Origin of the sequence: Bradyrhizobium sp. IC4060 (genome assembly GCF_020193715.1) — a bacterium.
GTDB lineage: Bacteria > Pseudomonadota > Alphaproteobacteria > Rhizobiales > Xanthobacteraceae > Bradyrhizobium > Bradyrhizobium yuanmingense.
The window spans coordinates 1-23,274 of sequence record NZ_JADYVJ010000019.1 but is presented as its reverse complement, the minus strand read 5'-3'; the positions used below and the strand labels follow the sequence as shown (position 1 = coordinate 23,274).

Annotated in this window: 12 protein-coding genes and 9 pseudogenes; 13 read left to right on the top strand and 8 right to left on the bottom strand. The window is 59.4% G+C overall.

Translation table 11 applies throughout. From position 1 onward, the window contains the following. Nucleotides 1-252: 252 nt before the first annotated feature. Nucleotides 253-724: pseudogene (locus I6F16_RS34110) on the top strand (transposase); the annotation flags it as partial. Here the strand turns inward: I6F16_RS34110 and I6F16_RS34105 are convergent. The 5 genes and pseudogenes from I6F16_RS34105 to I6F16_RS34085 all read right to left on the bottom strand — a co-directional run. Next, nucleotides 702-950: a hypothetical protein gene (locus tag I6F16_RS34105; protein ID WP_225174379.1), complete on the bottom strand. Its 249-nt coding sequence runs from the start codon at nucleotides 948-950 to the stop codon at nucleotides 702-704. The pseudogene I6F16_RS34110 and the gene I6F16_RS34105 overlap by 23 nt on opposite strands. Before the next feature lie 101 nt (nucleotides 951-1,051). Next, a pseudogene (locus I6F16_RS34100) lies at nucleotides 1,052-1,878 on the bottom strand (IS5/IS1182 family transposase); the annotation flags it as partial. Between the two features lie 65 nt (nucleotides 1,879-1,943). Continuing rightward, nucleotides 1,944-2,798, bottom strand: a pseudogene (gene istB, locus I6F16_RS34095) (IS21-like element helper ATPase IstB). Then, a pseudogene (istA, locus tag I6F16_RS34090) lies at nucleotides 2,798-4,009 on the bottom strand (IS21 family transposase). The pseudogenes istB (I6F16_RS34095) and istA (I6F16_RS34090) overlap by 1 nt, the downstream one beginning before the upstream one ends. A 136-nt stretch (nucleotides 4,010-4,145) precedes the next feature. Continuing rightward, nucleotides 4,146-4,646: pseudogene (locus I6F16_RS34085) on the bottom strand (transposase); the annotation flags it as partial. A 400-nt stretch (nucleotides 4,647-5,046) separates the two neighbouring features. On the opposite strand from I6F16_RS34085, the gene I6F16_RS34080 reads away from it, so the two are divergent. The 10 genes and pseudogenes from I6F16_RS34080 to I6F16_RS34035 all read left to right on the top strand — a co-directional run bounded on the left by I6F16_RS34080 (nucleotide 5,047) and on the right by I6F16_RS34035 (nucleotide 16,577). After that, entirely contained in the window at nucleotides 5,047-6,642 is a 1,596-nt protein-coding gene (locus I6F16_RS34080) for an ABC transporter substrate-binding protein (protein WP_225174345.1), read from the top strand. Between the two features lie 7 nt (nucleotides 6,643-6,649). Continuing rightward, the gene (locus I6F16_RS34075; protein WP_225174378.1) at nucleotides 6,650-7,591 is read left to right on the top strand and encodes an ABC transporter permease; all 942 of its coding nucleotides are present in this window, start codon (nucleotides 6,650-6,652) and stop codon (nucleotides 7,589-7,591) included. A 1-nt stretch (nucleotide 7,592) separates the two neighbouring features. Then, complete coding sequence (locus tag I6F16_RS34070; protein ID WP_225174377.1) at nucleotides 7,593-8,474, top strand: ABC transporter permease; 882 nt, start codon at nucleotides 7,593-7,595, stop codon at nucleotides 8,472-8,474. A gap of 1 nt (nucleotide 8,475) precedes the next feature. After that, entirely contained in the window at nucleotides 8,476-9,483 is a 1,008-nt protein-coding gene (locus I6F16_RS34065; RefSeq protein WP_225174344.1) for an ABC transporter ATP-binding protein, read from the top strand. Beyond that, entirely contained in the window at nucleotides 9,480-10,550 is a 1,071-nt protein-coding gene (locus I6F16_RS34060; RefSeq protein ID WP_225174343.1) for a dipeptide ABC transporter ATP-binding protein, read from the top strand. The genes I6F16_RS34065 and I6F16_RS34060 overlap by 4 nt, the downstream gene beginning before the upstream one ends. A gap of 423 nt (nucleotides 10,551-10,973) precedes the next feature. Continuing rightward, nucleotides 10,974-11,203 (top strand): annotated as a pseudogene (locus I6F16_RS34055) (IS630 family transposase); the annotation flags it as partial. A gap of 57 nt (nucleotides 11,204-11,260) precedes the next feature. Continuing rightward, nucleotides 11,261-11,964 (top strand): annotated as a pseudogene (locus tag I6F16_RS34050) (aminotransferase class III-fold pyridoxal phosphate-dependent enzyme); the annotation flags it as partial. 1,152 nt (nucleotides 11,965-13,116) lie between these two features. Continuing rightward, the gene (gene istA, locus I6F16_RS34045; protein ID WP_225174376.1) at nucleotides 13,117-14,619 is read left to right on the top strand and encodes an IS21 family transposase; all 1,503 of its coding nucleotides are present in this window, start codon (nucleotides 13,117-13,119) and stop codon (nucleotides 14,617-14,619) included. Continuing rightward, nucleotides 14,616-15,457: pseudogene (gene istB / locus I6F16_RS34040) on the top strand (IS21-like element helper ATPase IstB). The gene istA (I6F16_RS34045) and the pseudogene istB (I6F16_RS34040) overlap by 4 nt, the downstream one beginning before the upstream one ends. Nucleotides 15,458-16,028: 571 nt before the next feature. Further along, on the top strand, nucleotides 16,029-16,577 hold the full coding sequence (locus I6F16_RS34035; RefSeq protein ID WP_225174342.1) for a hypothetical protein: 549 nt from the start codon (nucleotides 16,029-16,031) through the stop codon (nucleotides 16,575-16,577). A 624-nt stretch (nucleotides 16,578-17,201) separates the two neighbouring features. On the opposite strand, the gene I6F16_RS37860 is transcribed toward I6F16_RS34035, so the two are convergent. Further along, nucleotides 17,202-17,540 (bottom strand): hypothetical protein, encoded by a 339-nt coding sequence (locus tag I6F16_RS37860; RefSeq protein ID WP_249785701.1) that lies wholly within the window; start codon nucleotides 17,538-17,540, stop codon nucleotides 17,202-17,204. A 302-nt stretch (nucleotides 17,541-17,842) separates the two neighbouring features. Here I6F16_RS37860 and I6F16_RS34025 point away from each other — a divergent pair. After that, a pseudogene (locus tag I6F16_RS34025) lies at nucleotides 17,843-18,535 on the top strand (transposase); the annotation flags it as partial. Between the two features lie 536 nt (nucleotides 18,536-19,071). Here I6F16_RS34025 and I6F16_RS34020 read toward each other — a convergent pair. Then, entirely contained in the window at nucleotides 19,072-21,525 is a 2,454-nt protein-coding gene (locus tag I6F16_RS34020) for an FAD-dependent oxidoreductase (RefSeq protein ID WP_225174341.1), read from the bottom strand. Nucleotides 21,526-21,734: 209 nt separating this feature from the next. Here I6F16_RS34020 and I6F16_RS34015 point away from each other — a divergent pair, with 209 nt between their 5' ends. Then, nucleotides 21,735-22,388 carry an XRE family transcriptional regulator gene (locus tag I6F16_RS34015; protein ID WP_225174374.1) on the top strand — a complete coding sequence of 218 codons (654 nt, stop codon included), beginning with the start codon at nucleotides 21,735-21,737 and terminating at the stop codon, nucleotides 22,386-22,388. Nucleotides 22,389-22,524: 136 nt separating this feature from the next. Here I6F16_RS34015 and I6F16_RS38085 read toward each other — a convergent pair whose 3' ends face one another. Next, nucleotides 22,525-22,857: a hypothetical protein gene (locus tag I6F16_RS38085; RefSeq protein WP_276573570.1), complete on the bottom strand. Its 333-nt coding sequence runs from the start codon at nucleotides 22,855-22,857 to the stop codon at nucleotides 22,525-22,527. Nucleotides 22,858-23,274 lie beyond the last annotated feature (417 nt).

Genomic DNA, 23,274 nt, shown 5'->3' with positions numbered 1-23,274 from the left:
TTAAGGAGTCCGTCTGTGAAGAATGGCTAAGCGACTGAGTGGGAGTCGCAATTCTTCCTGCAGGCTGTTTTGAATTGCAGGGCTCTGGCTCTGCGCACCGGAACCCTGCAATTTTGTTTTCGGGATCGCTCGAAAGGCGAAGCATCATTCCCTGTCTGCATCGGATGGGCGATGCGGCCGAAGAAGCACACGACGGCGGGATGCGGGACAATTCTGACCGGACTGTGCGGCGCGGCCCTGCCGAGGCCGTGCGTGCGGTCGCAACTGCCGTGCGGCGCTTCCGTGCCGGCCAGGCTGGACCAGACCATCAATATGGAGCACGAGCTGGTCCGGCTCGCCGGCAAGCTCGATTGGGACTGGATCGACAGCGAGATCGCAAGCGGCTCGACAGCGAGAACGGCCGGCCGGACCTCGCGACCCGCTTCTGGATCGGGCTGCTGTTGCTCAAGCACATTTTATAAGCTGTTTGACGAGGGGGCGCGAGCGCTGGGTGACGATCCGCGTCTCCCCTAGCTCACCGGCGAAGAGTTCTCTCAGCACGCGTTCCCGCATGAGCGCTCGGACCTGAGCCACTGGCGCAAGCGGCTCGGCGACAAGCTGGAACTGTTGCTGGCCGAGAGCTTGCGGGTGGCGCGTGAGGCCGGCGAGATCTAAAAAGGGGGCATGGTCGATACCACCATACCCACCGTGCAGCCAAGGCATCACCTTCCCGACCGATGCCAAGCCTTTCTTTGTACATCCCGGATGAGCCGGATCAGGTTTTCGATACTGAAGTGGGTGAAGGCCTGGACGCCATCTTCCCGAGGCCATACCACCCAGATGACGCCGTCTTCGATCTCCATTTCATTGGCGACGTCTCGCGGCCAATCTTCGTCTTCGCCGAGGTTCTCGGCAACACGACCGATGGTGGTGACGTGATGTTTACGAACGTGGTCATGCCGCTTGCGCAGCGATCGTTGCAGTCGGCTACGTCCAATTCCAGGGCAGCAACTCGTCCACGCGATGAGCCGGATGGGCGGCGATGCCGGCAAAGATATTGGTGAGTCGTCCGTTAACAACCGGGGTTGAGGGCGATTGGGGTTGCGAAGGCGCGCCAAAGGACCGCAAGAGCTTCCTGAGCCAGGCGAGGATGCGGCGGAAGTTGTGGGCGACGGCGGAGAGGATGACGTTGGCCACATCGCCGGCGCGGCCTTTGAGGTAGCAGCGGCCAAGGTGACCATCGGCCTTCAGGTGTCCGATGACGGGTTCTATGGTGGAGCGGCGCCGCAGCTCGCGCTTGATGACACCGAAGAAGCCGCGCTTCTGGCCAGAGATGAAGATTCGGCGGGGATTTTGTGCCTCGTGTGTCGACATAGGCCCGCTCGATCGCGCAGCCGGTGAGTTGTCTCGATGTGGTCGCTGGCGTCCCGCAAGGTGACCGTCGTACGGGTTATCGGGTAGCGCCCTGGCATGCAGCACGAACAGGCCGCCGGGAGCACGGCGGTTGTTGGTGACGATGGAGGCTTTGACACCGAACTCGTTCGGCTGCTTTGCCCTTGCCGGTGCACTCGACCTCCGGAGCATGGAAGGAATACAGCTTCCAGCCGCGCTGGCGCTGCTGCTCAAGCGGATCTGGGAGGCCCGGCTGAGCGGGAGGGCGAAGGCGTTCTCAAGCACAGCCTGACCTTCGATCTTGCGGCGGATATCGCGGATGGTCCGGCCCAGTCGGCTGCGCAGGATGCGCAACTGCCGCTGATGCCGCTTGAATCGCTTGGCATGGGCGTAGCGCCCCGCCATCATCGCCGCGCTGCGAAGATAGGACTGCCGCAACTTGACCCGATGCGTCCTCGCCACGCGATTGAGCCCCTTGATCGTCGCGTGCAGCAGCTTGGCAACCGTCGTCAACGGCGCACGGAATCTCCTCAGAAGTGGCGCCGCAAAGTCCCCAGTTGGCGGGATGGCGATCAGCCGTCGACGTGGTCAGCACCTCCGTCTTTTGGTGGCCCCGGCGTTTCAGGGTCGGCGGAATTGGGTTCGCGGTTGCCTGCGTTTTGTGTCGGATCGTCTCGGGGACGAGATCAGCATGTTCGCGTAGGCGATAGCTCGAGCCCGCGATTTGGATGACGACGGCGTGGTGAAGCAGGCGATCGAGCAGTGCGGTAGCGACGACGGAATCGCCGAAGATCTCTCCCCAATCGGCGAAGCCGCGGTTCGAGGTTAGGATCATAGCGCCTTTTTCATATCGGGCGTTGACGAGCTGGAAGAACAAGTTGCCGCCACCGGGAGTGACCGGGAGGCAGCCGATTTCATCGACGATGAGCAGCGCGAACGCGGCAGTAGTAGCGGATCCGCTCGCGCAGAGCGCCGTCACGTTCGGCCTCGGCGAGCGAGGCGAATATCGGCGAGGGAGCTGAAGTAGACGCTGCGCCCTGTCTTAACGGCCTCCACGCAGAGAGCGAGGCTCAAATGGGTCTTGCCGGTTCCTGGTGGCCCAATGAGATGGACCGCCTCGGCCCGATTAATGAACTGCAATCCGGCGAGCGCCAGGACGCGGTTTTTGTCGAGCGACGGTTGGAAGGCGAAGTCGAAGCCGGCGAGCGTCTTTATGGCCGACAATTTGGCCATTGATCCGCCATTTTGATGCGACGGTTCTCGCGCATCGTGAGTTCTTCGGTGAGCAAGGCATCGATGGCGTCGAGGGCGCTAATTTCGCCGTGTTAGAGGCCGCGCAGGGTGACATCGAGGATTTCCAGGGCGCGCGGCATCTTCAGACTGACCAGGTTGGTCTTGACGCGCTCGATGACGGAGAAAGCACTCATCATACGATCTCCTGGGCTGCCAGGCGGCGGCCGACGGCCGCGTAGAAGTCAAGCAAGCGACAAGCGGCGTGGTCACCGGCGCGCGTGAGGGTGACGGGTTCTGCACTGCCTGGACGGCGTCGGCCGAAGCTGGCGAGCTTGCGATGTGTCGGATCGAGCCGCTTCTGGCCCCGACCTTCGAGCGGGGCATGACTTGCCACCAGCACGCTGCCCTCGAAGATGCGGACTTCGTCGGCGAGGACGTGGACGTCGAAGACCCGCCGCCGCGTCGTATCAGGCACGCTATACAGACTGCCGCCGACGCTCACCATGCCTTCGCGCGAGGCCCGTCGCTCCAGATGCAACACCGCCCGATAGGGCGCGCTCCGCAAGGCTTGCAGTGCCGCCTTTTCCTCGGCGAAGGCCTCATCGACGACCCGATGGGTCGTGGCATGCACCCGCGGATTGGCGACGGTATCCAGCCAATGGCGGAGCTGGCCGTTGAGGTCGTCCAGATTGCGGAAGACCCCGCCGAGGAAGAAGTCCTCGCGGATGTAGCGGAATGGCCGCTCGACCTTGCCTTGGGCCGATAAGGCCGGCAAGCGCGCGGTTGTAGACCACGAGCCCCTCGGCGTCCTCGCCAAGGACAGCGGTCTTCATGCGGTCGTAGAGGATTTCGCGCGGAGCGCCGCCGATCGCTTCCAGAGCGGCGATATGGCAGCGAAGCACTGTTTGCAGATCCTGATGGACAACGAACCGCGCCCAGATCAGTCGTGAGTAGCCGAGCACCATCGAGAACAGCCAGACGATGCGCTTGACCCCTGGCTCATCGACAACTCGACCTCGAACCTGGCGAAGTCGACTTGCGCCTGCTCACCTGCTGAAGTTTCAAAACGCACTTGGATGGCTGCCGGCTGGGCAGGCCGCAGCTCGCGCACGCGATCGCGTACGATGCTGTAGCTGCCGACGAAGCCGCGTTCCTTGAGCTCACGCCACAGCCGCACGGCGGTGAGCGCAGGATAGGCAGCCAGCCGCTCACGCAAATAAGCTTCGAAGTGGTCGACAATTCCGGGCCGCACCGCTCGCTTTTTGTAGACCGGCGGCTCCAATCCTTTGGCGATGTAGGCCCTGACTGTCTTTCGGTCGACACCAAGTTGCCGGGCGATAGCGCTGACCGACAGACCTTGGCAATGCAAATCCAGGATCATGACAAGTTCCCCAAGTTTGAGCACCGCGCCCTCCCTTTCGCCTGCCGGAGGAACGTCGGCGATTCGACCATCCAGGGCATGCCCTGGACGGTCGGCCGTCACGAAAACTGGGGAATTTTCAAATGCCATAAGTGGGGAGAATTACTCTGCCACTCACAACCGTCGGGAAGGTGATGGGCTTCGGCTGCACGGTGGTATCGACCGTGACCCGCTTGAGGTTCTGCCTGCGTAACGCGCCGGCCTCTTGCGCCACCCGCAAGCTCTCGGCCAGCAACAGCTCCAGCTTTTCCCCGAGCCGCTTGCGCCAGTGGCTCAGGTCGGAGCGCTCCTGCGGGAACGCGTGCTGAAAGAACTCTTCGCTGGTGAAGTACTGGAAATAAGGGTCGTGCACCCAGCGCTCGCACCCCCCCTCATCGGACAGGCCGTAAATGTGCTTGAGCAGCAGCAGCCCGATCATGAAGCGGGTCGCGATGCCCGGCCGACCATTCTCGCTATAGAGCGGCGCGATCTCGGCCGTCGATCCACTCCCAATCGACCTTGCCGGCGAGTTGAACCAGCTCATGCTTCATATTGATGATCTGGTCCAGATATTGATGATCTGGTCCAGCCTGGCCCGGAACAGATCGCCCGATCCCGTCGTCCTATGCTTCTTCGGCCGCATCGCCACCCTCCGATGCGACGACGGAATCATGATTGGCGATTCGACGGAATCTTGAAAATGAAACTGCAAGGTTCCGACGACCGAAGCATCAAGACCCTGCAATCGCAAAAACAGTCCACCGAGGACAAATGCGATTCCAACTCAATCGCTTAGCCGCTCTTCACGGACGATTGGCCGTTTATGTCCACCCGTTTATTCGCGGCGATCTCCCGCTTCGCGCTCGTTTCGCATTGCCCCGCCGAAAACGCGCGGCTGGCATAAGCCTCAGGATTTGCGTGATCCGGCGCCGAATTTCGGCCCTCCGAGGGTCACGTTTGATGAAAACAGGCGAGGAGCCTGATGCAAGCTTTGGTATGGGCGTGGGTGCGGCGCGTCCCTAACGCATAGATGGGAGGGAAGTATGTCGATTTCTCGGCGCAAGTTTTTTCAAACAGGTATGGCTGTCGGAATGGCTACATCGGTTCCGTCAGTCCTACGGGCGCAAACAGCGCCGTCTGCCGCGCGGACTGTGAGCATGATGAATGGTCAAATTACCTACTTCGACCCATTATACTCTACGCCCCCTTATCGCACTGTCGAACATGGCTTGGCGATTTACGACACGTTGTTTGCGCTGGACTCCAAACTCACGCCTCAACCGCAAATGGTGGAAAGGTGGAGCGTTTCTGACGATAAGAGAACCTACACGTTTGCGCTGCGGGACGGCTTGGGCTTTCACGACGGAACCCCTGTCACTGCCGCGGATTGCGTGACCTCGATTCGCCGCTGGGGTCAGACAGCCGGCGGAAAATTGGTCATGGAACGGACCAAGGATATCTCCAAGAAAGATGACAACACGTTCACCATCACTCTCAGGGAGCCGCTAACGCTGTTGATCGATCAAATGGCGGATTCTACACACTACCTGCTTTTTGTCATGCGTGAGAAGGATGCGGACCGTCCCCCGACGCAGCCGGTGACCACGCGTGTCGGATCGGGGCCGTTCAAGTTCAACGAGGCGCTTTCCAGGCCGGGTGTGAGGAACGTCTACGATCGGAACGAAAAGTACGTTCCGCGTCAGGAACCGCCCAGCGGGTTGGCCGGCGGCAAGATCGTCAAGGTCGACCGCGCCATCTGGGAATATATCAACGATCAGCAGACGGCCCTGGCGGCCTTGCAAGCGGGCGAGGTCGATTTCGTGTCAGAACCGCTGGCCGATCTTTATCCGATGATCGAGAGTGATCCCAATCTCGTGCTCGAAGATCTCCACAAATCAGGCGATAACTATTATCTCGGCATAAACTCTTTGCAGAAGCCGTTCGACAACGTGAAGGCACGCCAAGCGTTGCTTCATCTGGTCGATCAGGATGCGTATATGCGCGTTATTAACCGAAATCCAAAATACAATCGCCCTGTCACGTCCTTGTTCGGAACCGATACGCCATACACCAATGACGCAAACACTGGATGGTATAAGAAAGGCGGTGATCCGGATAGGGCCAAGCAACTTTTCAAGGAGGCCGGATATGCCGGCGAGAAGGTCGTCATTCTCCAACCCACGACCTGGGCCCCCGCTAGTAATAGCGCGCAGCTTCTAGCGCTCACGCTGCGCAACATCGGGGTCAATGCCGAGCTTGCACCGAGCAACTGGGCTGGGCTTGTCGAGCGCCGGTCGAAGAAGGGCCCCGTCGAGAACGGGGGCTGGAGCATCTTTCCCACGAACGGAGTTGATATCAGTTTCGGCACCCCACTCTCCTCGTCGTGGTTGGCTATGGATGGTACTGCCAATGGCTGGGGGAAAAATGACGAATACGAGGCTCTTCGGGCCCAATGGGCGAATGGGACGCTCGAAGAACGCAAGGTGCTGGCTCGCAAGATGCAACAAATTTGGTGGGATAGCGTCGGCTTTGTTTTCTTAGGGCAAACTGTTACGCCCATCGCCCGCCGCAAGACGCTCACAGGTCTTATCGGCTTTCCGGCACTTCTCCCGATGTGGAATATGCAGCGGGGAGCTTGAACTGGTGATCGGCCTTTATGTGCTTCGAAGACTAATCTCTGCTATCGCCGTCATGGCGGTGGTCGGGATGTTCATCTTCTTGCTTCTCAGACTAGTGCCCGGCGATCCGGCAGATGCGATCGCCGGCCCCAAAGCCACGCCACAGATGGTGGCCGCCATCCGTGAACAATTGGGACTGAACGAACCGCTCCCGGTTCAATTCGTCCATTGGGCGCTGGGTATCATTAGCGGCAATCTCGGCATTTCGATTATTGCGGGGTTGCCAGTTCTCACCCTGGTCTCGCAACGGCTCGAGCCGACCATTTCGCTGTCGATCCTGACGATGATCCTTTCGGTCACCGCGGGGGTCTCCTTCGGCATTTTCGCCGCGTGGCGCGCGGGCGGCTTTGTCGATCGCATGCTCATCGCGTTCTCGGCCCTTGGCTATTCCGTCCCGGTGTTTGTCGTCGGCTATTTCCTTGCATATTTTTTTGCCATCGAGATGCGTTGGCTACCGGTCCAGGGATATGTGTCTATAAGCCATGGCGTGGGACCCTGGTTCATGCATCTGGTTCTGCCGGCTGTGGCTTTGAGTTTGTCCTATATTTCCTTCATCGGCCGGATCACGCGGGCGAGCATGCTCGAAGTTCTGTCGGAAGATTATATGCGGACGGCGGCAGCCAAGGGCGCCTCGACTTATTCGATGCTTTTTCACCATGCTTTGAAGAATGCGGGCGCCCCGATCCTCACCGTAATTGGCGTAAGCTTCGCTTACTTGATCAGCGGCGTGGTGATTACAGAGACGGTATTCAACCTGCCTGGCATTGGACGCCTGGTCGTCGATGCGATCAACGGCCGTGACTATCCGGTCATTCAGGGCGTGCTGATCCTCGTTTCTGGGCTTTACGTCCTCATTAATCTCGCAGTCGATCTTGCCTACCCCCTGGTCGATCCTCGTATCCGGTATTGATATGGCCCTTCCTTCTGCGTCAATTGATGCCGCGCCTACGGCTTGGCCGCGAGTATCCGATCTTCCCCGGTTGGGGAGGCGGCATCCTTTGGTCTTTGCCGGCGGCGGTTTATTGGCAGTCATAGTCGTCATGGCACTTTTTGCCCCGATTTACGCCGGAGACCCGATGAACATGCATCCGTTTAGGACGCTTGAAGCTCCTTCGGCCGCAATGTGGTTCGGAACCGACAATTTGGGCCGCGATGTCTTTGCGCGAACGGTGTTCGGCGCGAGAATCTCACTCATAGTCGGTTTGATGGTGGCGGCGAGCGCGGCTCTGAGCGCACTTCTGATCGGTGTTGTCGCCGGCTATCACCACCGCTTCGATAGTATCATTATGCGGGTCATGGATGGCCTGATGTCAATCCCGACGATTCTCTTGGCCATGGCCCTTGTCTCTCTGGTAGGCTCCGGGCTTGGTATCCTCATCCTCGCCATCACCATTCCCCAGATCCCAAGCACCGCGCGGCTGGTTCGTTCGTTGGTCCTGAGTGTTCGGGAGCGTCCCTATGTGGAGGCCGCGATCTGCGGCGGTGCGCGCGTACCGAAGGTGCTGTGGCGGCATATCCTCCCGAGCACTATTCCGGCGCTCATGGTCCAAAGCGCCAATATCTGCGCGGGCGCGATCCTGACCGAGGCTGGGCTAAGCTTCCTCGGCGCCGGCGTGTCGCCCGAGATTCCCAGCTGGGGCAATATGATCTCAAGTTCGCGCCTGTATCTCGGCATTGTGCCAATGACGGTCTTCGCCCCCGGGATCTGGCTTGCCGTCACGGTCCTTGCCGTCAATCTGCTCGGGGATGGCCTGCGCGACCTGTTCGACCCACGCTTGAAGCGCAGACGCTGACATGCAAATGCAAAAGACCGCAGCACATGACGTGCTTCTCGATGTTTGCGACCTCGAGACACACTTTTACAGCGAAGAAGGCGTCACCCGCGCCCTTGGCGGCATCAGCTTCCAGGTTAAGAAGGGTGAAACCCTGGGCGTTGTCGGCGAATCCGGCTGCGGCAAGAGTGTCACCGCGCTCTCCATTCTTCGTCTGCTGCCGAAGCTGACAGCCAAGACGGTCGGCGGAGAGATCCGCCTTCACGGACGCGACCTCCTGAAACTCTCCGAACGCGAGATGCGAAAAATCCGCGGCGACCGGATCGCCATGATCTTCCAGGAGCCGATGACGAGCCTGAGCCCAGTTCACACTATCGGCCACCAAATTGCCGAGGCGGTGCAGATCCACACTAGGGCCTCCCGCTCCGATGCGATGGCAAAGTCGCGGCAGATGCTCCATCTCGTCCGCATTGGAGACCCTGAGCGTCGCCTTAACAGCTATCCCCATGAGATGTCGGGCGGCATGCGCCAGCGTGTCATGATCGCGATGGCTCTTGCCTGCTCACCCGAACTATTGATTGCAGACGAGCCGACAACAGCATTGGACGTCACCATGCAGGCTCAGATCTTGCGCCTGATAATCGATCTGAAACAACGCATGGGAACGGCTGTGATGTTCATCACGCATGATCTGGGCGTTGTGGCGGAAACGTGCCAGCGAGTGATTGTTATGTATGCTGGCCGGATCGTAGAGCAAGCAACCGTAATGGAGTTGTTTGCGCGCCCCGCGCATCCCTACACCCAGGGCCTGATGCGCTCGGTGCCCGGCTCCCGCCATGGCCGGCGACAACGCCTTCCAGAGATTCCCGGCATTGTGCCAAGCCTGCGCGAGCCCATTGTTGGCTGCAGCTTCGCGGCTCGCTGCCGGTTTGCGATCGATATTTGCCGCGAGAAGACCCCGGCCATGCGTGATGTCTGGCCGGGCCATGCCGCGGCCTGCTGGCGCTCCGAAGAGGTCATGGGATCATGACTGGTCCGTTGTTGAAAGTCGAAGGCCTGACGAAGCATTATGGCCGTGGTACGGGATTCCTTACGAATACTGAGCCAGTGGTGCGGGCGGTAGAGGATGTCTCCTTCTCGGTCGAGGCAGCCGAGACACTCTGTATCGTCGGTGAGTCCGGGTGCGGCAAGTCCACTGTCGCGCGACTCCTGATGCGGATTGTGGAGCCGACGGCCGGACGCGTGATGATCGACGGCGTCGATATTGCCGGTCTAAAGACACATGCGCTTCGGGCGTGGCGCCGGCGAATACAAATGGTCTTTCAGGATCCTTACTCATCACTGAACCCGCGCCTCACCGCCGGACAGATCATCACCGAGCCCGTCGAGAATTTTGGGCGCCTCAGCCGCAAGCAACGCCAGGCGCTTGCGGCGGAGCTTCTACAAAAGGTCGGAATGGCGCCCGATATGATGCACAGGCTCCCATCCGAGTTCTCGGGTGGGCAGCGGCAGCGGCTCGGGATCGCGCGGGCGCTGGCCCTCCAACCCTCACTCATCGTCGCAGACGAAGCGGTGTCGGCGCTTGACGTCTCAGTGCAAGCACAGATCCTAAACCTGCTGATGGACCTCCAGCGGCAGATGGGAATCGCTTTCGTCTTCATCTCGCATGATTTAAGCGTCGTGGAGCACATCGGCCATCGGGTCGCGGTCATGTATCTCGGCCGGATCGTCGAACTCGCCTCGTGCGAAGCGCTCTTTGCGAAGCCCGTCCACCCCTACACCGAGGCACTGATCGCAGCAGCTCCAGTGCCCGATCCCACACGGGTCCGGCAGGAGGTGCCGCTAGAGGGCGAGGTGCCAAGTCCTATCAATCCGCCAAGTGGTTGCACTTTCCACCCGCGCTGCCCGATCGGGATCGAGCGCTGCCGCATCGAGAGGCCGCCTTTGGTGCCGATGGCAGACGGGCGCGTCGTGGCCTGTCATGTGCGCGCTCCGGCCGTTGACAACCATGCCGAGTGCTCGCGAAAAGATACTGATCGATCTGAGGCGGTAAATTCTGAATTGCCGTTTGCGGTCGGGAGGAGCGATTCTCCATGAACATTCACAGTTCCGCCATTCCCTCGTGAACTCGATGATTCCTCGTTGGTCGGCGATCTCAGGCAGCTTCCTACGCGGTCTTCTGAAGCCGTTCCGACCAGCGACGTGCGCCCCTGATATGGAGCGATGATACGCGTGCTGAACTTCAGTCGCTGACGACGCGGCGAAAGACGGCGCAGGCGTTGGCTCTGAGAGCCCGGATCGTGCTCGCTTGCGCCGAAGGCGGTCAGAACAAGGAAGTGGGAAGTGGCGCCCAAGTTAGGCCTGGAGCGGGGGACGGTAGGCAAATGGCGGTGGCGCTTTGTGAAGCAGCGCGTGGCTGGGCCGCACGATGAGCTGCGCTCAGGGAGCACCGCGCACCATTGACGATGGTCGCATCGAAGCCGTGATCGTGCGGACGCTGGAAAGCTGCCCCGAGAAGAGAACGCCACTCATTGGAGTTCCCGCGGCCTGGCAAAGGCAGCGGCCTGTCGGTGTCGACGGTGCAACGTATCTCGCGGGCCTTCGGGCTCCGGCCACACCAGCTGGAGCCATTCAAGCTCTCCACCGATCCGAACTTCGTCGCCAAGGTGCGCGACGTCGTCGGCCTTTACGTCTCGCTGCCGGCACATGCCATCGTTCTGTGTGTAGACGAAAAGTCCCAAATCCAGGCTGGACCGCAGTCAGCCGATGCTGCTGATGCGTCCCGGTCAGCCGGCTCGAAGGTGTGCCGCGGCGTCTTCACGCGGCGTACGAGTCCCTGCTGTTCGAGGTGAGTGCCATCCCATTCCCTGCAAGGGGGCGTGAGCGGGCGAGTCTGCGTACCGATCCGAAAGTCCGGCCTCCTTCATCGTTGAGCCGCTGATATTGGGGCGGGCGGAATGCTGATGTACTCGGCTGGGTACTCAAGGAGATGAAGCGAATCTGTGAACGCTCGGACCTCCTGTTCACTGCCGATGAGGTGATGACGGGCTAGGGCACCGGTTCTCTATTTGCCCGCGAGCAGGCAAATGTCACGCCTGATATCGCCTGCTATTCCAAAGGCCTGACTGGCTACTCAAGAGATCGTGCGCGCACCGTTTTTCATTCGAGTTCATATACGGCGAATCCGATCGCATGCGGGGCCGCAAAGGCACATCGGGAGCTCTGGCAAGACGAAGGACCTCGCGAACGCCTAAGGTTGATCGCAAGCTTGCAGGAGCGCGCAATCGCGCCGTTCCGCGCGGCCTCTCGGTTTGAAATGTGCGCCAGACGGGAACCATCACAGCGCTCGAGCTGAAATCCGCTGATGCCGGTTATCTCGCGAGCACGGTCCGAAAACTTCAGCGTCTGCTTAGAAGCCGGGATCTGCTGCTGCTCCCAGCTAGGAAATACGATTTATGTGATGCCGCCCTATTGTGCGACTCCGGCAGATCTCGACGAAATCTATGCCGCATCAGGGAAGCTGCCGAATCGCTGGGCTGATAGCACGCGCTCCAATTTCGGCCAAAAGAGGGAATCCTCCGACCAGGGCGGAGGCTTGTGCCGGCAATTGGAAAGATTGCGGGTAAACCGATCTAAATCCCTAGAGGATACGCCAAAGAGAGCAGGAATACCCCCGTTATTGCACAATGGGGTAATCCTCGGAGAGTAAGGTTGCGGAGTTCGGTGGAGGGTGTCGATGGCGCATCGAGCCTCGCAGGACCTATTCGGGCGTACATGCTGCGTCTCGGTCAGGACGGGGCACGATGTAGCCAGGTTAAAATGCGAAGGCATAACGTCAACAGGAGGCGAGGAATGCGGATGGCTTCCATAATTCCCGGTACGTTCAGCCTGGTTGCTGCGCGCGACCGCACAGACGTCGTTTTCGAGCCCGGGTTGGCCAGGAACGTAGATCCAGCTGCCGGGAATCTGGTGGGGGTGTATCGGTCAGCCGAAACGGCGAATCTGAGGCGAGAGCGGCGTCTGCCCAGAACCGTTCGCACAAGCGCTGGCCGCGTTAGCGGGCGAGTCCGAGCGCCCTCAAAGGAAATCGTCCCAATGAACGTGATCCGGACTGATCGCGCGCAGCGCGCGGGCAGCGCGTGATCGCAAGTAGAAAAGAGCTAGGCTCAACGTCGTCCTGACCGTTGAGAGAGCGGCACGGGAGCAATAGGTTAAAGAATGTCGGCGACAATCATCGATTTTAGCACTAAGGCGAATAGGCGCGTTTCGCGTAGAACAGCAGGCGACGCTCCGCGCTCGAAGGCGCGCTCGCGCCGCTCTTCTTCTTTCCGCTTTTCCTGGCTTGGATGCCCGTTTGCCTGTTGGCATTGCCTGCGACGCATCAACGGGCTACCCGCACATGCCCCTGACGTTGGTAACAGGAATCCACCTGGTTGACTGTGCGCGGCGGCGATCAGGGTGAGACTCCAGCGACAATCAAGGTGAGACTGCGCCGATGGGGACGGACCGAAGGGAGGGCGTAGCCCGACCGGAGGACCGTCCCCATCGGCGTCGCGCGTTTTTGGACCCGTCTGGCGGCTGGGCGGGGCTAGTGCAAGCTGTTGATTCGTCTCGACAAGAGGGAATCGATGCCTTGCCTGGCCTGCACATCACCGACCACCAGATGAGGCTGTACATGACCTACCGACAGACACTGTCCCCCGAGGCCGCCGCGGCCAAGGCGGGGTTCTCGAAGGCAAGCGCGTATCGAATCGAGGGCGATTGTCGTCCGCCATCGCAGAAGAAGGCGCCGAGGGGCCGGCGCCGGTCCCATCCGCTCGCGCAGTATTGGGAGGCCGAGATCGTTCCGATCCTGAAGGCTGCGCCCGGCATCCGCGTGATCGGCGTGCTGGACGAGCTGCGCCGACGGCATCCCGACCTCAAGGCGAACATCCGTCGCAGGCTGGAGCGGCGCATCAATGCCTGGCGAGCGCTCAACGGTCCCGAACAGGACGTGATCTTCCGCCAGGAGCACGAGCCCGGCCGTCTGGGTCTGTCGGATTTTACCGACACAAGCGCGCTCGGCATTACCATCGCAGGTGAAGCGCTCGATCACCGGCTTTATCACTTCCGGCTGGCGTTCTCCGGCTTCGAGCATGCCCATGTCGTGCTCGGCGGCGAAAGCTTCGTCGCCCTGGCGAAGGGCTTGCAAAACGCGCTGTGGGCGCTTGGCGGCGTGCCGCGGGAGCATCGCAGCGACAGCCTGTCGGCAGCGTTCCGCAATCTGGCCGCCGACGCACGGGAGGATCTGACGCAGCGCTACGCCGGGCTGATGGGCCACTATGGCATGGCGCCAACGCGCAACAATGCAGGCATCGCACATGAGAACGGCTCGATCGAGAGCGCGCATGGCCATCTCAAGCGGGCACTGGAAGATGCGCTGTTGCTGCGGGGGACGCGCGACTTCGCCAGTCTCGATGCGTACCGGGCGTTTGTCGACGAGATTGTCGGCCGGCGCAACGCCAACCTCGCCAAGCCGATCGCGCTCGAGAAGGAGGCATTGGCGCAGCTGCCAAAAGGCCGCACGACCGACTTCGAGGAGAAGGTGATCCCGGTGACGTCGTCAGGCGGCTTCATCCTGCGGCGCGTGTTCTACACCGTGCCTTCAAGATTGATCGGCCATCGCCTGCGTGTGCGCATCTTCGACGACCGGCTCGAATGCTTCCTTGGCGTCACGCCGGTCGTGACGCTGCGGCGGGGTCGACCCGTGTCGGAGAGCCAGGGCGGTCATGTCGTGGATTACCGGCACGTCATCCATGCCCTGCGGCGCAAGCCGATGGCGCTCCTCAATCTCGTCTATCGCGACCAGCTCTTCCCGCGTGCAGCTTACAAACGTCTGTTCGAGACCTTGCGGGAGCATGGTGATGACCGGCGCGCCTGCAAGGTGACGGTCGAGCTTCTGGCGCTGGCTCACGAGCGCGCCTGCGAAGCAGAACTCGCCGGGGTGATCGCGATGGATCTGGATGCCGGACGGTTATCCGATCCTGCCGCGCTGCGCGACCGCTTCCGACCCGAGGCGGCCTCGATCCCGCGTGTCGCCGTCAAGCTGGCGCCGCTCGACGTCTACGATGAACTCGCCTCCGTCAGCGTCATGTCGGGCCGCTCGAATCTAGGAGAGGCAGCATGACCGGTATCGCTACCTCCGTCGATGCTGCCCGCGTCGAGCTGCTTCTCAATGAGCTCCGCCTACCTGGCGTCAAGGCGATCTGGCCGAAGCTCGCCGCACAATCGGACAAGGAAGGCTGGCCTGCCGCCCGCTTCCTCGCCGCCCTTGCCGAGCACGAGGCCGCGGATCGCACCCGCCGTCGGATCGAGCGACACATGGTGGAAGCGCGTTTGCCTGCCGGCAAGACGCTCGCCACCTTCGACTTCGAAAGCGTGCCGATGCTGTCGAAAGCACAGGCGATGGCGCTCGCCGCCGGCGACGCCTGGTTGAAGGCCGGCGCCAATTTGCTCTTGTTCGGTCCACCGGGCGGCGGCAAGACCCATCTCGGCGCGGCGATCGGCTTGGCTCTCGTCGAGAACGGTTGGCGCGTTCTCTTCGCGCGCACCACTGATCTGGTGCACCGGCTGCAGGTCGCGCGGCGCGAGTTGGCGCTGGAGTCCGCGATCACCAAACTCGATCGCTATGACCTCCTGATCCTCGACACATCACATATGTGAGCAAAGATCAGGCAGAAACCAGTGTGCTGTTCGAGTTGATCGCCGCCCGCTACGAACGACGCTCGCTGCTGATCACGGCCAATCAGCCATTTGGCGAATGGGGGCGTATCTTCCCGGACCAAGCAATGACGTTGGCTGCCATCGATCGTTTGGTCCACCACGCCACGATCCTCGAGATGAACGTCGAGAGCTACCGTCGAAAAGCTGCCCTCGATCGCAAGCGCGGTCCAGGTCTGCCGCCCGTTCACGCCACACCTAACGAGCTCGACAAGACTGTGATTGACGCCAGCAGCTCAGCTTGATTGTCGCGCAGCGTCAATCAACGCTTGCCAAGCCGGCCGCCAGCGTCAATTATCTCCCAACTCGGCCGCCTCGTCTCATCTCGATTGACGCGCCGCTCTCATCCTGATTGTCGCGCTATATTGACTGCGCGTCATGCTTCGCGGCTGGTTGCAAATAGCGCGCTTTTTCTGTTGTTGCTGAGAGACGCCTCATCATTCGCGCACTTCGTGTGGTTCAAAGCTTCCGAAAGATAAAGCCGAGATCCGTTGGATCGTGGTCGTTGCCAATCATTTGATGGGCGCGTCCTTACGGACGCTCAGTCCGAAAGTGCGACGATCGAAGCACAGGGGTTTGTAGAGAATGGGTCAGATTTCGTCCCCGACCCGTCAAAAGGGCACGATTCCGGAGGACCGTGGAGCGGAAGAGGCGCGGGTCGCGATGACCACCGCTTACGAGGCGCGGCGAGATCGCAGCTCTCGGTCATGAGGTCCGGCTCATTCCGCCGGCTTATGTCAAACCCTTCGTGAAGCGATGCCTCGCTGTCCGTTCCACATACGGAGGCAAGGTCACGGTGGCACATTGGACTCTTTGATGGCCGTCTTAGTGGGATTGCGGTTTTGGCAACGTGGTCCTAACCTCCTCTGCCATTTGCAAGAGATGCGACAGTGCAAAACGGCGTATGCGACGCAAATATTCCTTTTGATTTGTCTCGATCAAATATTTGTATCCAGCGACATGATTTGCTTTCCGGCAGCATCGACACATGAAGCTCTCGGCGAGAGAGTACTCCGAGCAATTATAATCAATCGATATTTCGCTGGTCTCACGATTAATCTCAGAGATGGCATTCAGAACAATGGTTTCGGATTCGACTCGGATATAGGCGCTCGGGCGACAATTATGATTAACAAAGTCGATAAAATCACTACAAAGGTGCCGATCACGGTCGATCTGTATGGTTCTCTTGTTGGGCGTCCGTTGAATAGCGCCACCAAGTCTCCCCACGATAGCGCCGCTCGATATTGTTTTCCTCGAAAACAGACCAAATCCGTTGATCTCGGAAGGGCCAATGAAAAGCCAATCACTCTTCTCATAGCCGTAGTCATCCTGAGGCATATCGAAAGTTTCCCTGTTCCCTGACATACGGCGGGATCGTTGCGCCATCACCGGCGTTGGAGACGCGCGCTGTTCGCATCGTAGCCCGCAGCGATGAGCCATCTAAACCGCGATGCTCCTGGCCTGGCAAGCTATGATCTCTGATAGCCTATCTTCCGGATAGCCCACATGCGGTGCCAAAGTCCTCAAAGAATGCTTACGGTTCGGATCAGGACTTCCAAAGGCCCCTTCCTGTGCGCCAGTGTCTGTTTCACACACGATTGACAGTGCCTGTGTTATCACAAACCGGTGCTGCGGCTTCAGTTCTTCACCGCAGCTGGCCGGCGGCAGACGTGGTTTCACGAGGACAGGATGCGCATTGTTTGGCAGATTGTCGCAAGGCTCGGTATGTTCAGCCTCGCGACGGCATCAGCCCTCAATTCCGAGCTGACGGTCGCTTCCAAGTATATGACCAGAGATGTGTGCGCTATGAAGCGTAGTTGAGCTTAAGATTTCGGGCGCCAGGCCTTTGCGGCTAGGCACCGATACGTTTTGACGATTCAGTCCGTAATAGCCGCCTCAAGAGGAGAAGGTGCTCTATGGGGCTGACATTAAAGGATCGATCGGCGAGAGACTGTTTGCGATCCTTGGGGGATGACGGCGGGGTGATCAAGAGATTGCTGAATGCGAGTTTAGGGACGGCTCGGCGATAGATTCCGCGAACAGCTCACCCAGATTGGAGGAGCCATGGGACAGAGCATTCCTCTGGTGTGGCAGGACTGGGCGAACACCAAGGCAGCCTATCGCTTCTTTTTCTAGTGCCTGGGTCAACCAAGCGGACATTCTGCCGGTCATTTCCAATCGACGCGTGATCGTGCCGCCGCTGGCGGTCGCGTTTCTGTACTGCACGACACGATCGAGTTTAGCTATAAACGCAAAGTTCAGATGAGACGGCATCACCAAGAGCATAAACAGTGTACGGGACACAGCGGGCCGCTCGATATCCATGGGTTTGCGGCATCCTGAGGCACTCGGGCCTGGCGGTAACGACGAAGGGCTGTCGCTTGGACTGTCGGCCGTCAAATTCTGGACCCGGAAGAAATTCAGCGAAGCGCCGCGCTTAAGAGGATTTCGAGAAGCGAGAGCATCCGGTGGATCGTATGTCGGGCAATCCGCGGAGCTGCTGGGGTGATCCGGGACATTGCGTCAATGTCGGGAATCGCGAGAGCGACGCTGTGAGCTGTTCTGCGCGGCCCCGGGGAGCGGGACCGACTTCGACGCGTCGTGTTTGAGACGGGCCCTTGTGCCCCAAGGCGGCGCTAGATATGGCGTCGAACAAGACGACGCAAATGACACGGACGGGCTCTCGCATCTTGCGGAGGTCGGAAGACGTTCGGCCTCGTCATACCCAAGAGAGCAGGACGCGGGTTTGAGGGCCATGTGTGCAGCCTGCTGGCGAATAATGCCGGGCTCGGGCAGATTATCAAGCCGTTGCTCGATGTCTGGAGGGGCATGCGCGCCCGTGCTGCCGAATTGAGCAAACAACTTGTTGCTTCAGCCGCGCGAGTGAGCAATGCCAGTTGCTTGCGCGATCCCCCGTGCCGGCGCGGTAACGACTTCCTCCTTCGTTGCAGCAATCGAGGATCCGACAAACTTCAGAACATCGCGCTCGGTAAGCGCCTGGATCGGTCTGACGATCAGACGCTACCACTCGGGCAAAGTAGACTACGACTGTCATGTATCCCGGCGCGGCGACAATCATCTGCGCGGACTGTTGTATGAAGCAGCGACCGTGATACTCACACGCACCAGGGCCGACAGCGCTGCGCATCTTGGGCCTGAAGCTCAAGGACAGGATAGGGGTCAAGCGAACCGCCGTTACGGTCGCGCGCAAGCTTGCCGTGATCATGCATGCCATGCTCCGTACGGGCGAACTCTTCGAGCATTCCATCCTTGCTGAAAATCTGACATGTCTCAAAGACGCCAGAGCAGCGCTCTTCTGAACAGGCCTTTTTTCGCTTGCGTCCACGCAATGGATGAGCTGATCCGTCCCCATCGGGACGTGGATGGGGTCATTCCGATATACGGGTATACGGGCTGCACCTGGCACTATCTTGGTAGCAAAGCAAGTGTGTCAATTACATTGGAGGATCTGTCCCACGAAGTCGTCCTTAGGCGTGTTCCGACCGCGTAAACGACCCTGTTCCCGACAAACGGAAATCGTCAGCACAGCAGAAGTTGGAGGAGTGCATACAAACCGGCCAGGCCTATGCCGAAACGAATGTTGAGGTCGAAGAAAGATGTAAATGGACCTTGACGGAGGCGCGATTAAACGACACGCCGACGCCGATAAGCTGCTGCATGGCTGTCTGCCGGACGCGTCTGGATCGTCCAGTAGCATATCTTGCGTTCTAGAGCGCGATCCCGCGCCGAAGCGGTACAGCTGTATCTGATCATGGAGCGTTCGCTCTGGATGCTTGCTCTGTAGTGAAACCGCACAAGATACGGTTTCCGATGCGAGGGTCTTTCGCGGAGCATCCTACGCAGTGATCTTGGAATTTGATGGATCATAGTGCGCAGCGAGCTGGGCTGCTGCTCGATGACGCCGACCCGCCACCTCGATCTCGAATTTGGATGCTAATAGAAACGAGGAGTCGATCCCTTGGTCGTTCTCAACGTACCCCATTCCGAGGGAAGCTCCGACACGATGTCCATAAGCGCCAGATGTTATAGATCCGATCAAACGACCATCAGCCCATATGGGCTCCTGATGGTAGATAAGCGGAGCGTCCGGTTCGATCATTCTGAGTTGGACGAGACGGCGGCATACGGGGCCGTGATCTTTCTGTCGCAGCAATGCCTCGCGGCCAATGAATCCTCCGGGCTTCTCCAGTTTCACGGCAAAGCCGAGGCCCGCTTGATATGGTGTATCTTCCGGCCCGATGTCATGGCCCCAGTGACGATAGCCTTTTTCCATACGCATAGAGCCAAGAGCAAAGTAGCCCGCCTGCGCCAAGCCGTAGTCAGCGCCAGCTTCAACGAGCCTGTCAAAGACATGCGCCGCAAATTCGGCCGGGACGTAGAGCTCCCACCCGAGTTCGCCCACATAGGTAACACGGCTTGCGCGTATGTTCGCGTAACCGATCTCGATTTCCTGACTGGATGCGAACGGGAAGGCCCCATTCGAGAGGTCGCAACCAGAAAGCTGCTCGAGCAACGGCCTCGCATTTGGTCCCATAAGGCCGAGCATTGGCAATCCCGAAGTCACATCTCGGATAAAAACATGGGCCTTGTCTGGAGTGTTGCGTCGCAACCAAGCGAGGTCGCGTATTTGCGATGTCGCTGCGGTCACAACCAGGTAGGAATCTTCGGCAAGCCGAGTGACTGTGATGTCAGCTTCGATCCCACCACGCTCATTCAGGCATTGCGTGTAAACAAGCTTGCCAACGGGCACATCCACATTGTTGGCACAAATTCGGTTGAGAACTGCACAGGCATCCCGCCCGTCCACCATAAACTTGACGAAGCAACTCTGATCGAATAGGGCGATGTGCCCGGCTGCGTTACGGCACTCTTGGCCGACAATATCAAACCAGTTCTGTCGACCATACGAATATTCGATTCTCTTCGCCTTTCCGTCAGGGGAGAAGTATCCAGGCCTCTCCCATCCGGCAGCCTCTGTCATCACCGCGCCGAGTGCTTTCAACCGATCGTGGAAGACGCTTTGACGAATGTCGCGGGCCGTCGCGTATTGGCGGTAGGGCCAATGCATATCAAAGAGCAGGCCAAGTGCCTCCTTCGTTCGATCGTAAAGATATGACTTGTTCGATTGGAACGGTTGCATGCGGAGAACATCGACATCCGCAAGATCGAGAGGTGCGTGGCCTTCTTTGATCCAAGAGGCGAGGGCCTTTCCGATTCCGCCGGATGAGAGAATGCCTACCGAATTGAATCCGGAAGCCGTGAAGAGCCCCGACACCTCGGACGTCTCACCAAGCAGGTATCGATTGTCAGGTGTAAAGCTCTCGGGGCCGTTGAAAAACAGCTGTATGCCGGTATCGGCAAGGACAGGAACTCGGTTGACCGCCATCTTGAGGATTCGTTCGAAGTGATCAAAATCCTCAGGTAGCGAGTCGAAACAGAAGTCGGCGGGTATGCCATCGCGCGCCCAAGGCTTCGCCTCCTTTTCGAAGCATCCAACTAGCAACTTGCCAGCATCTTCCTTGTAGTAAGCCTCCTCATCGGCCACGGACAGTACCGGCAGTTCGCGCGGCAGGTCGGGAATCGCCTCAGTGACGACGTAGAAGTGCTCTGCTGCATGGAGAGGCAAGGAAATCTTATGTTTTGCGGCAAAGTCTCGTGACCACATACCGCCACAAATGACGACCTTTTTGCAGCGAATGTCGCCCTCTTCGGTCGAGACGCCAGTGGCACATCCGTGCTCAATCAGAATCCGGTTGACGGGCAGGTTCTCGACGATCCTGGCACCCCCCATACGCGCGCCCTTCGCAAACGCCTGTGTAACGTCGGCAGGATTCACTTGGCCATCTTTGGGAGCCCAGATCCCGCCAATAATGCCGTCAAGATTGAGGAGCGGCCAGCGCTCCTTGATCTCTGGAGGCGAGACTGCATGCATCTCAAGGCCAAAATTACGCCCCATCGAAGCCCCACGCAGCAATTCCTCGAGACGGCCGGGAGTTTTCGCGAGCCGCAGAGCCCCGTTCTGCCTGAAGCCTGTCTGCTGTCCAGTCTCGGGACCGAGACTGTGAAACAATTCGCCAGTGTATTTGGCGAGTTCCGTCATGTTTCGGGTAGCGCGCAACTGCGTCACGAGACCCGCGGCATGCCACGTCGTTCCCGAGGTTAACTGCTTGCGCTCGAGCAAGACGACGTCGCTTACACCGAGCTTGGTCAGGTGATAGGCCACTGAACAGCCCGCTATGCCACCACCGATGATCACGACTTCGGCCTGCCGGGGGATGCGTCCTGCCATTCTCTCGGCCTCCTTGATGAACTCACTGGACTAAAATCCACAATAGTGAATATATCAAGGGGTAACTAACACTTTACAATGACTTTTGGTCTACAAAAGAATGCTGGGCGAATAATCAGTTCGGGGGCTTGCCTACACCGAGACAGAAACGGACAGAGGTGACCTCTGCGACGCATGCACTGGAGAACTGAGGAGCGCACGTGAATTCCATGATCAGGACGCGACCCAAGATGCTGCGCCCCTCCAATCTGGAGGGCCTGGCAGAGCAGGCTGAGCAACCCGTTAACGTGGAACAACTGCTCAATCTCGACGACCGCATCGGGGGCGAGATCAAGAGCCTACGCAAGGCGCGTGGCATCACGCTAGACACGCTTAGTGACGCCGCGGGCTTGTCGAAGGGATATCTCAGTCAGATCGAACGCGGAGTCTCGAGTCCCTCGGTGAAAGCTCTTCACGGTATCAGTCGGGCGTTGGGCGTCACAATCAGCTGGTTTTTCCCCCCGAATAGGGACGAGGAACGTGATCTGCGTGAGTATGTTGTGCGAGCAAGTTCACGACGGAAACTGACCTTCGTGGGGGGCATTACTGACGAACTTCTGTCTCCCAACCTTGACCGGCAGCTCGAACTTCTGCGTTGTACTTTCCCTCCCGGGTCAGAAAGCGGCAAAGAACCCTACACGCATCAGGGTGAAGAGGCAGGGTATGTCGTTTCGGGTAAGCTCGATCTTTGGATCGGCGACCGCCATGTGGTGTTGCGTGAAGGCGATAGTTTCGCTTTTGCAAGCGACCTTCCTCATCGTTACGCCAATACTAGAGATCTCCCATGTGTCGTCATTTGGGTGGTTACGCCTCCCAGCTATTGAACCAAGAGGGGCAAATCGGATTCCTCGAGATGTCATAGCAACGTGAAGATCACCGGCCACAGATGGAAGACTCTTATAGCCTTCGCTTAGAGCCGCCGCGACGCGACGGTATCGGTATTACTTCGCGCGTGGGTCGCTAGACGATCAGGAGGACGGCTTCCAACCGGTCGCAAAGCTTGTCGCGGCGGCGGCGATAGGCGGCTTGCAGCTCTGGAAGGCCGTCCGGAAACTCCTCGAGCGCGGCGACGGCTGCGTCCTGCAGAAAGGTATGAATGCCGTAGGTTGAGCAGAGGGCTAGTTGACCGGCACGACAAGGCCGGCACCTCTCACCTTCTGTCCTTCCGGGATGGCGGAACGTACGATCACCTAGCCTTTCTAAATCCCATGCGATGGCCGGTTGGCGACTCGGCTGGATGATCAGTCCGCTGGAATTGTCGTGCCACCGGCCCGACGGCTGCATGTTTGTCATGCTAGGTGTGCGTGCCACCGGTTTGTCGGTCTATGACTTCGCCAAAGGCCTCGTCCTTGAAGGTGTGGCAATCCTCCCGCGGTCGGTTTTGGCGAGAGCGCAACCGGCTATTTGCGCATCAATCTGGGCGTCACGTATACGGAGATAGAGGAAGCGGCTTTGCGGATCGCCCGCTACGCCCGGAGGCTCGGACTTCATCGGGCCGTCTCTTGAATGAGCCGTCGGAACGCCCGTCGATCAACGGAACGCGGCGCTCCAAAGTCATTGTGCGTGTGCAGGGTGGTTCTTTTTGACCTTGCCCCCGGGGCTTAATCCAGTTTGAAGTTCGTTCTGGCCCACGACGAGGACCAGAGCATGAAGCGTAGCCGCTTTACGGAAGAGCAGATTATCGGGATCTTGAAGGAGCACGAGGCCGGG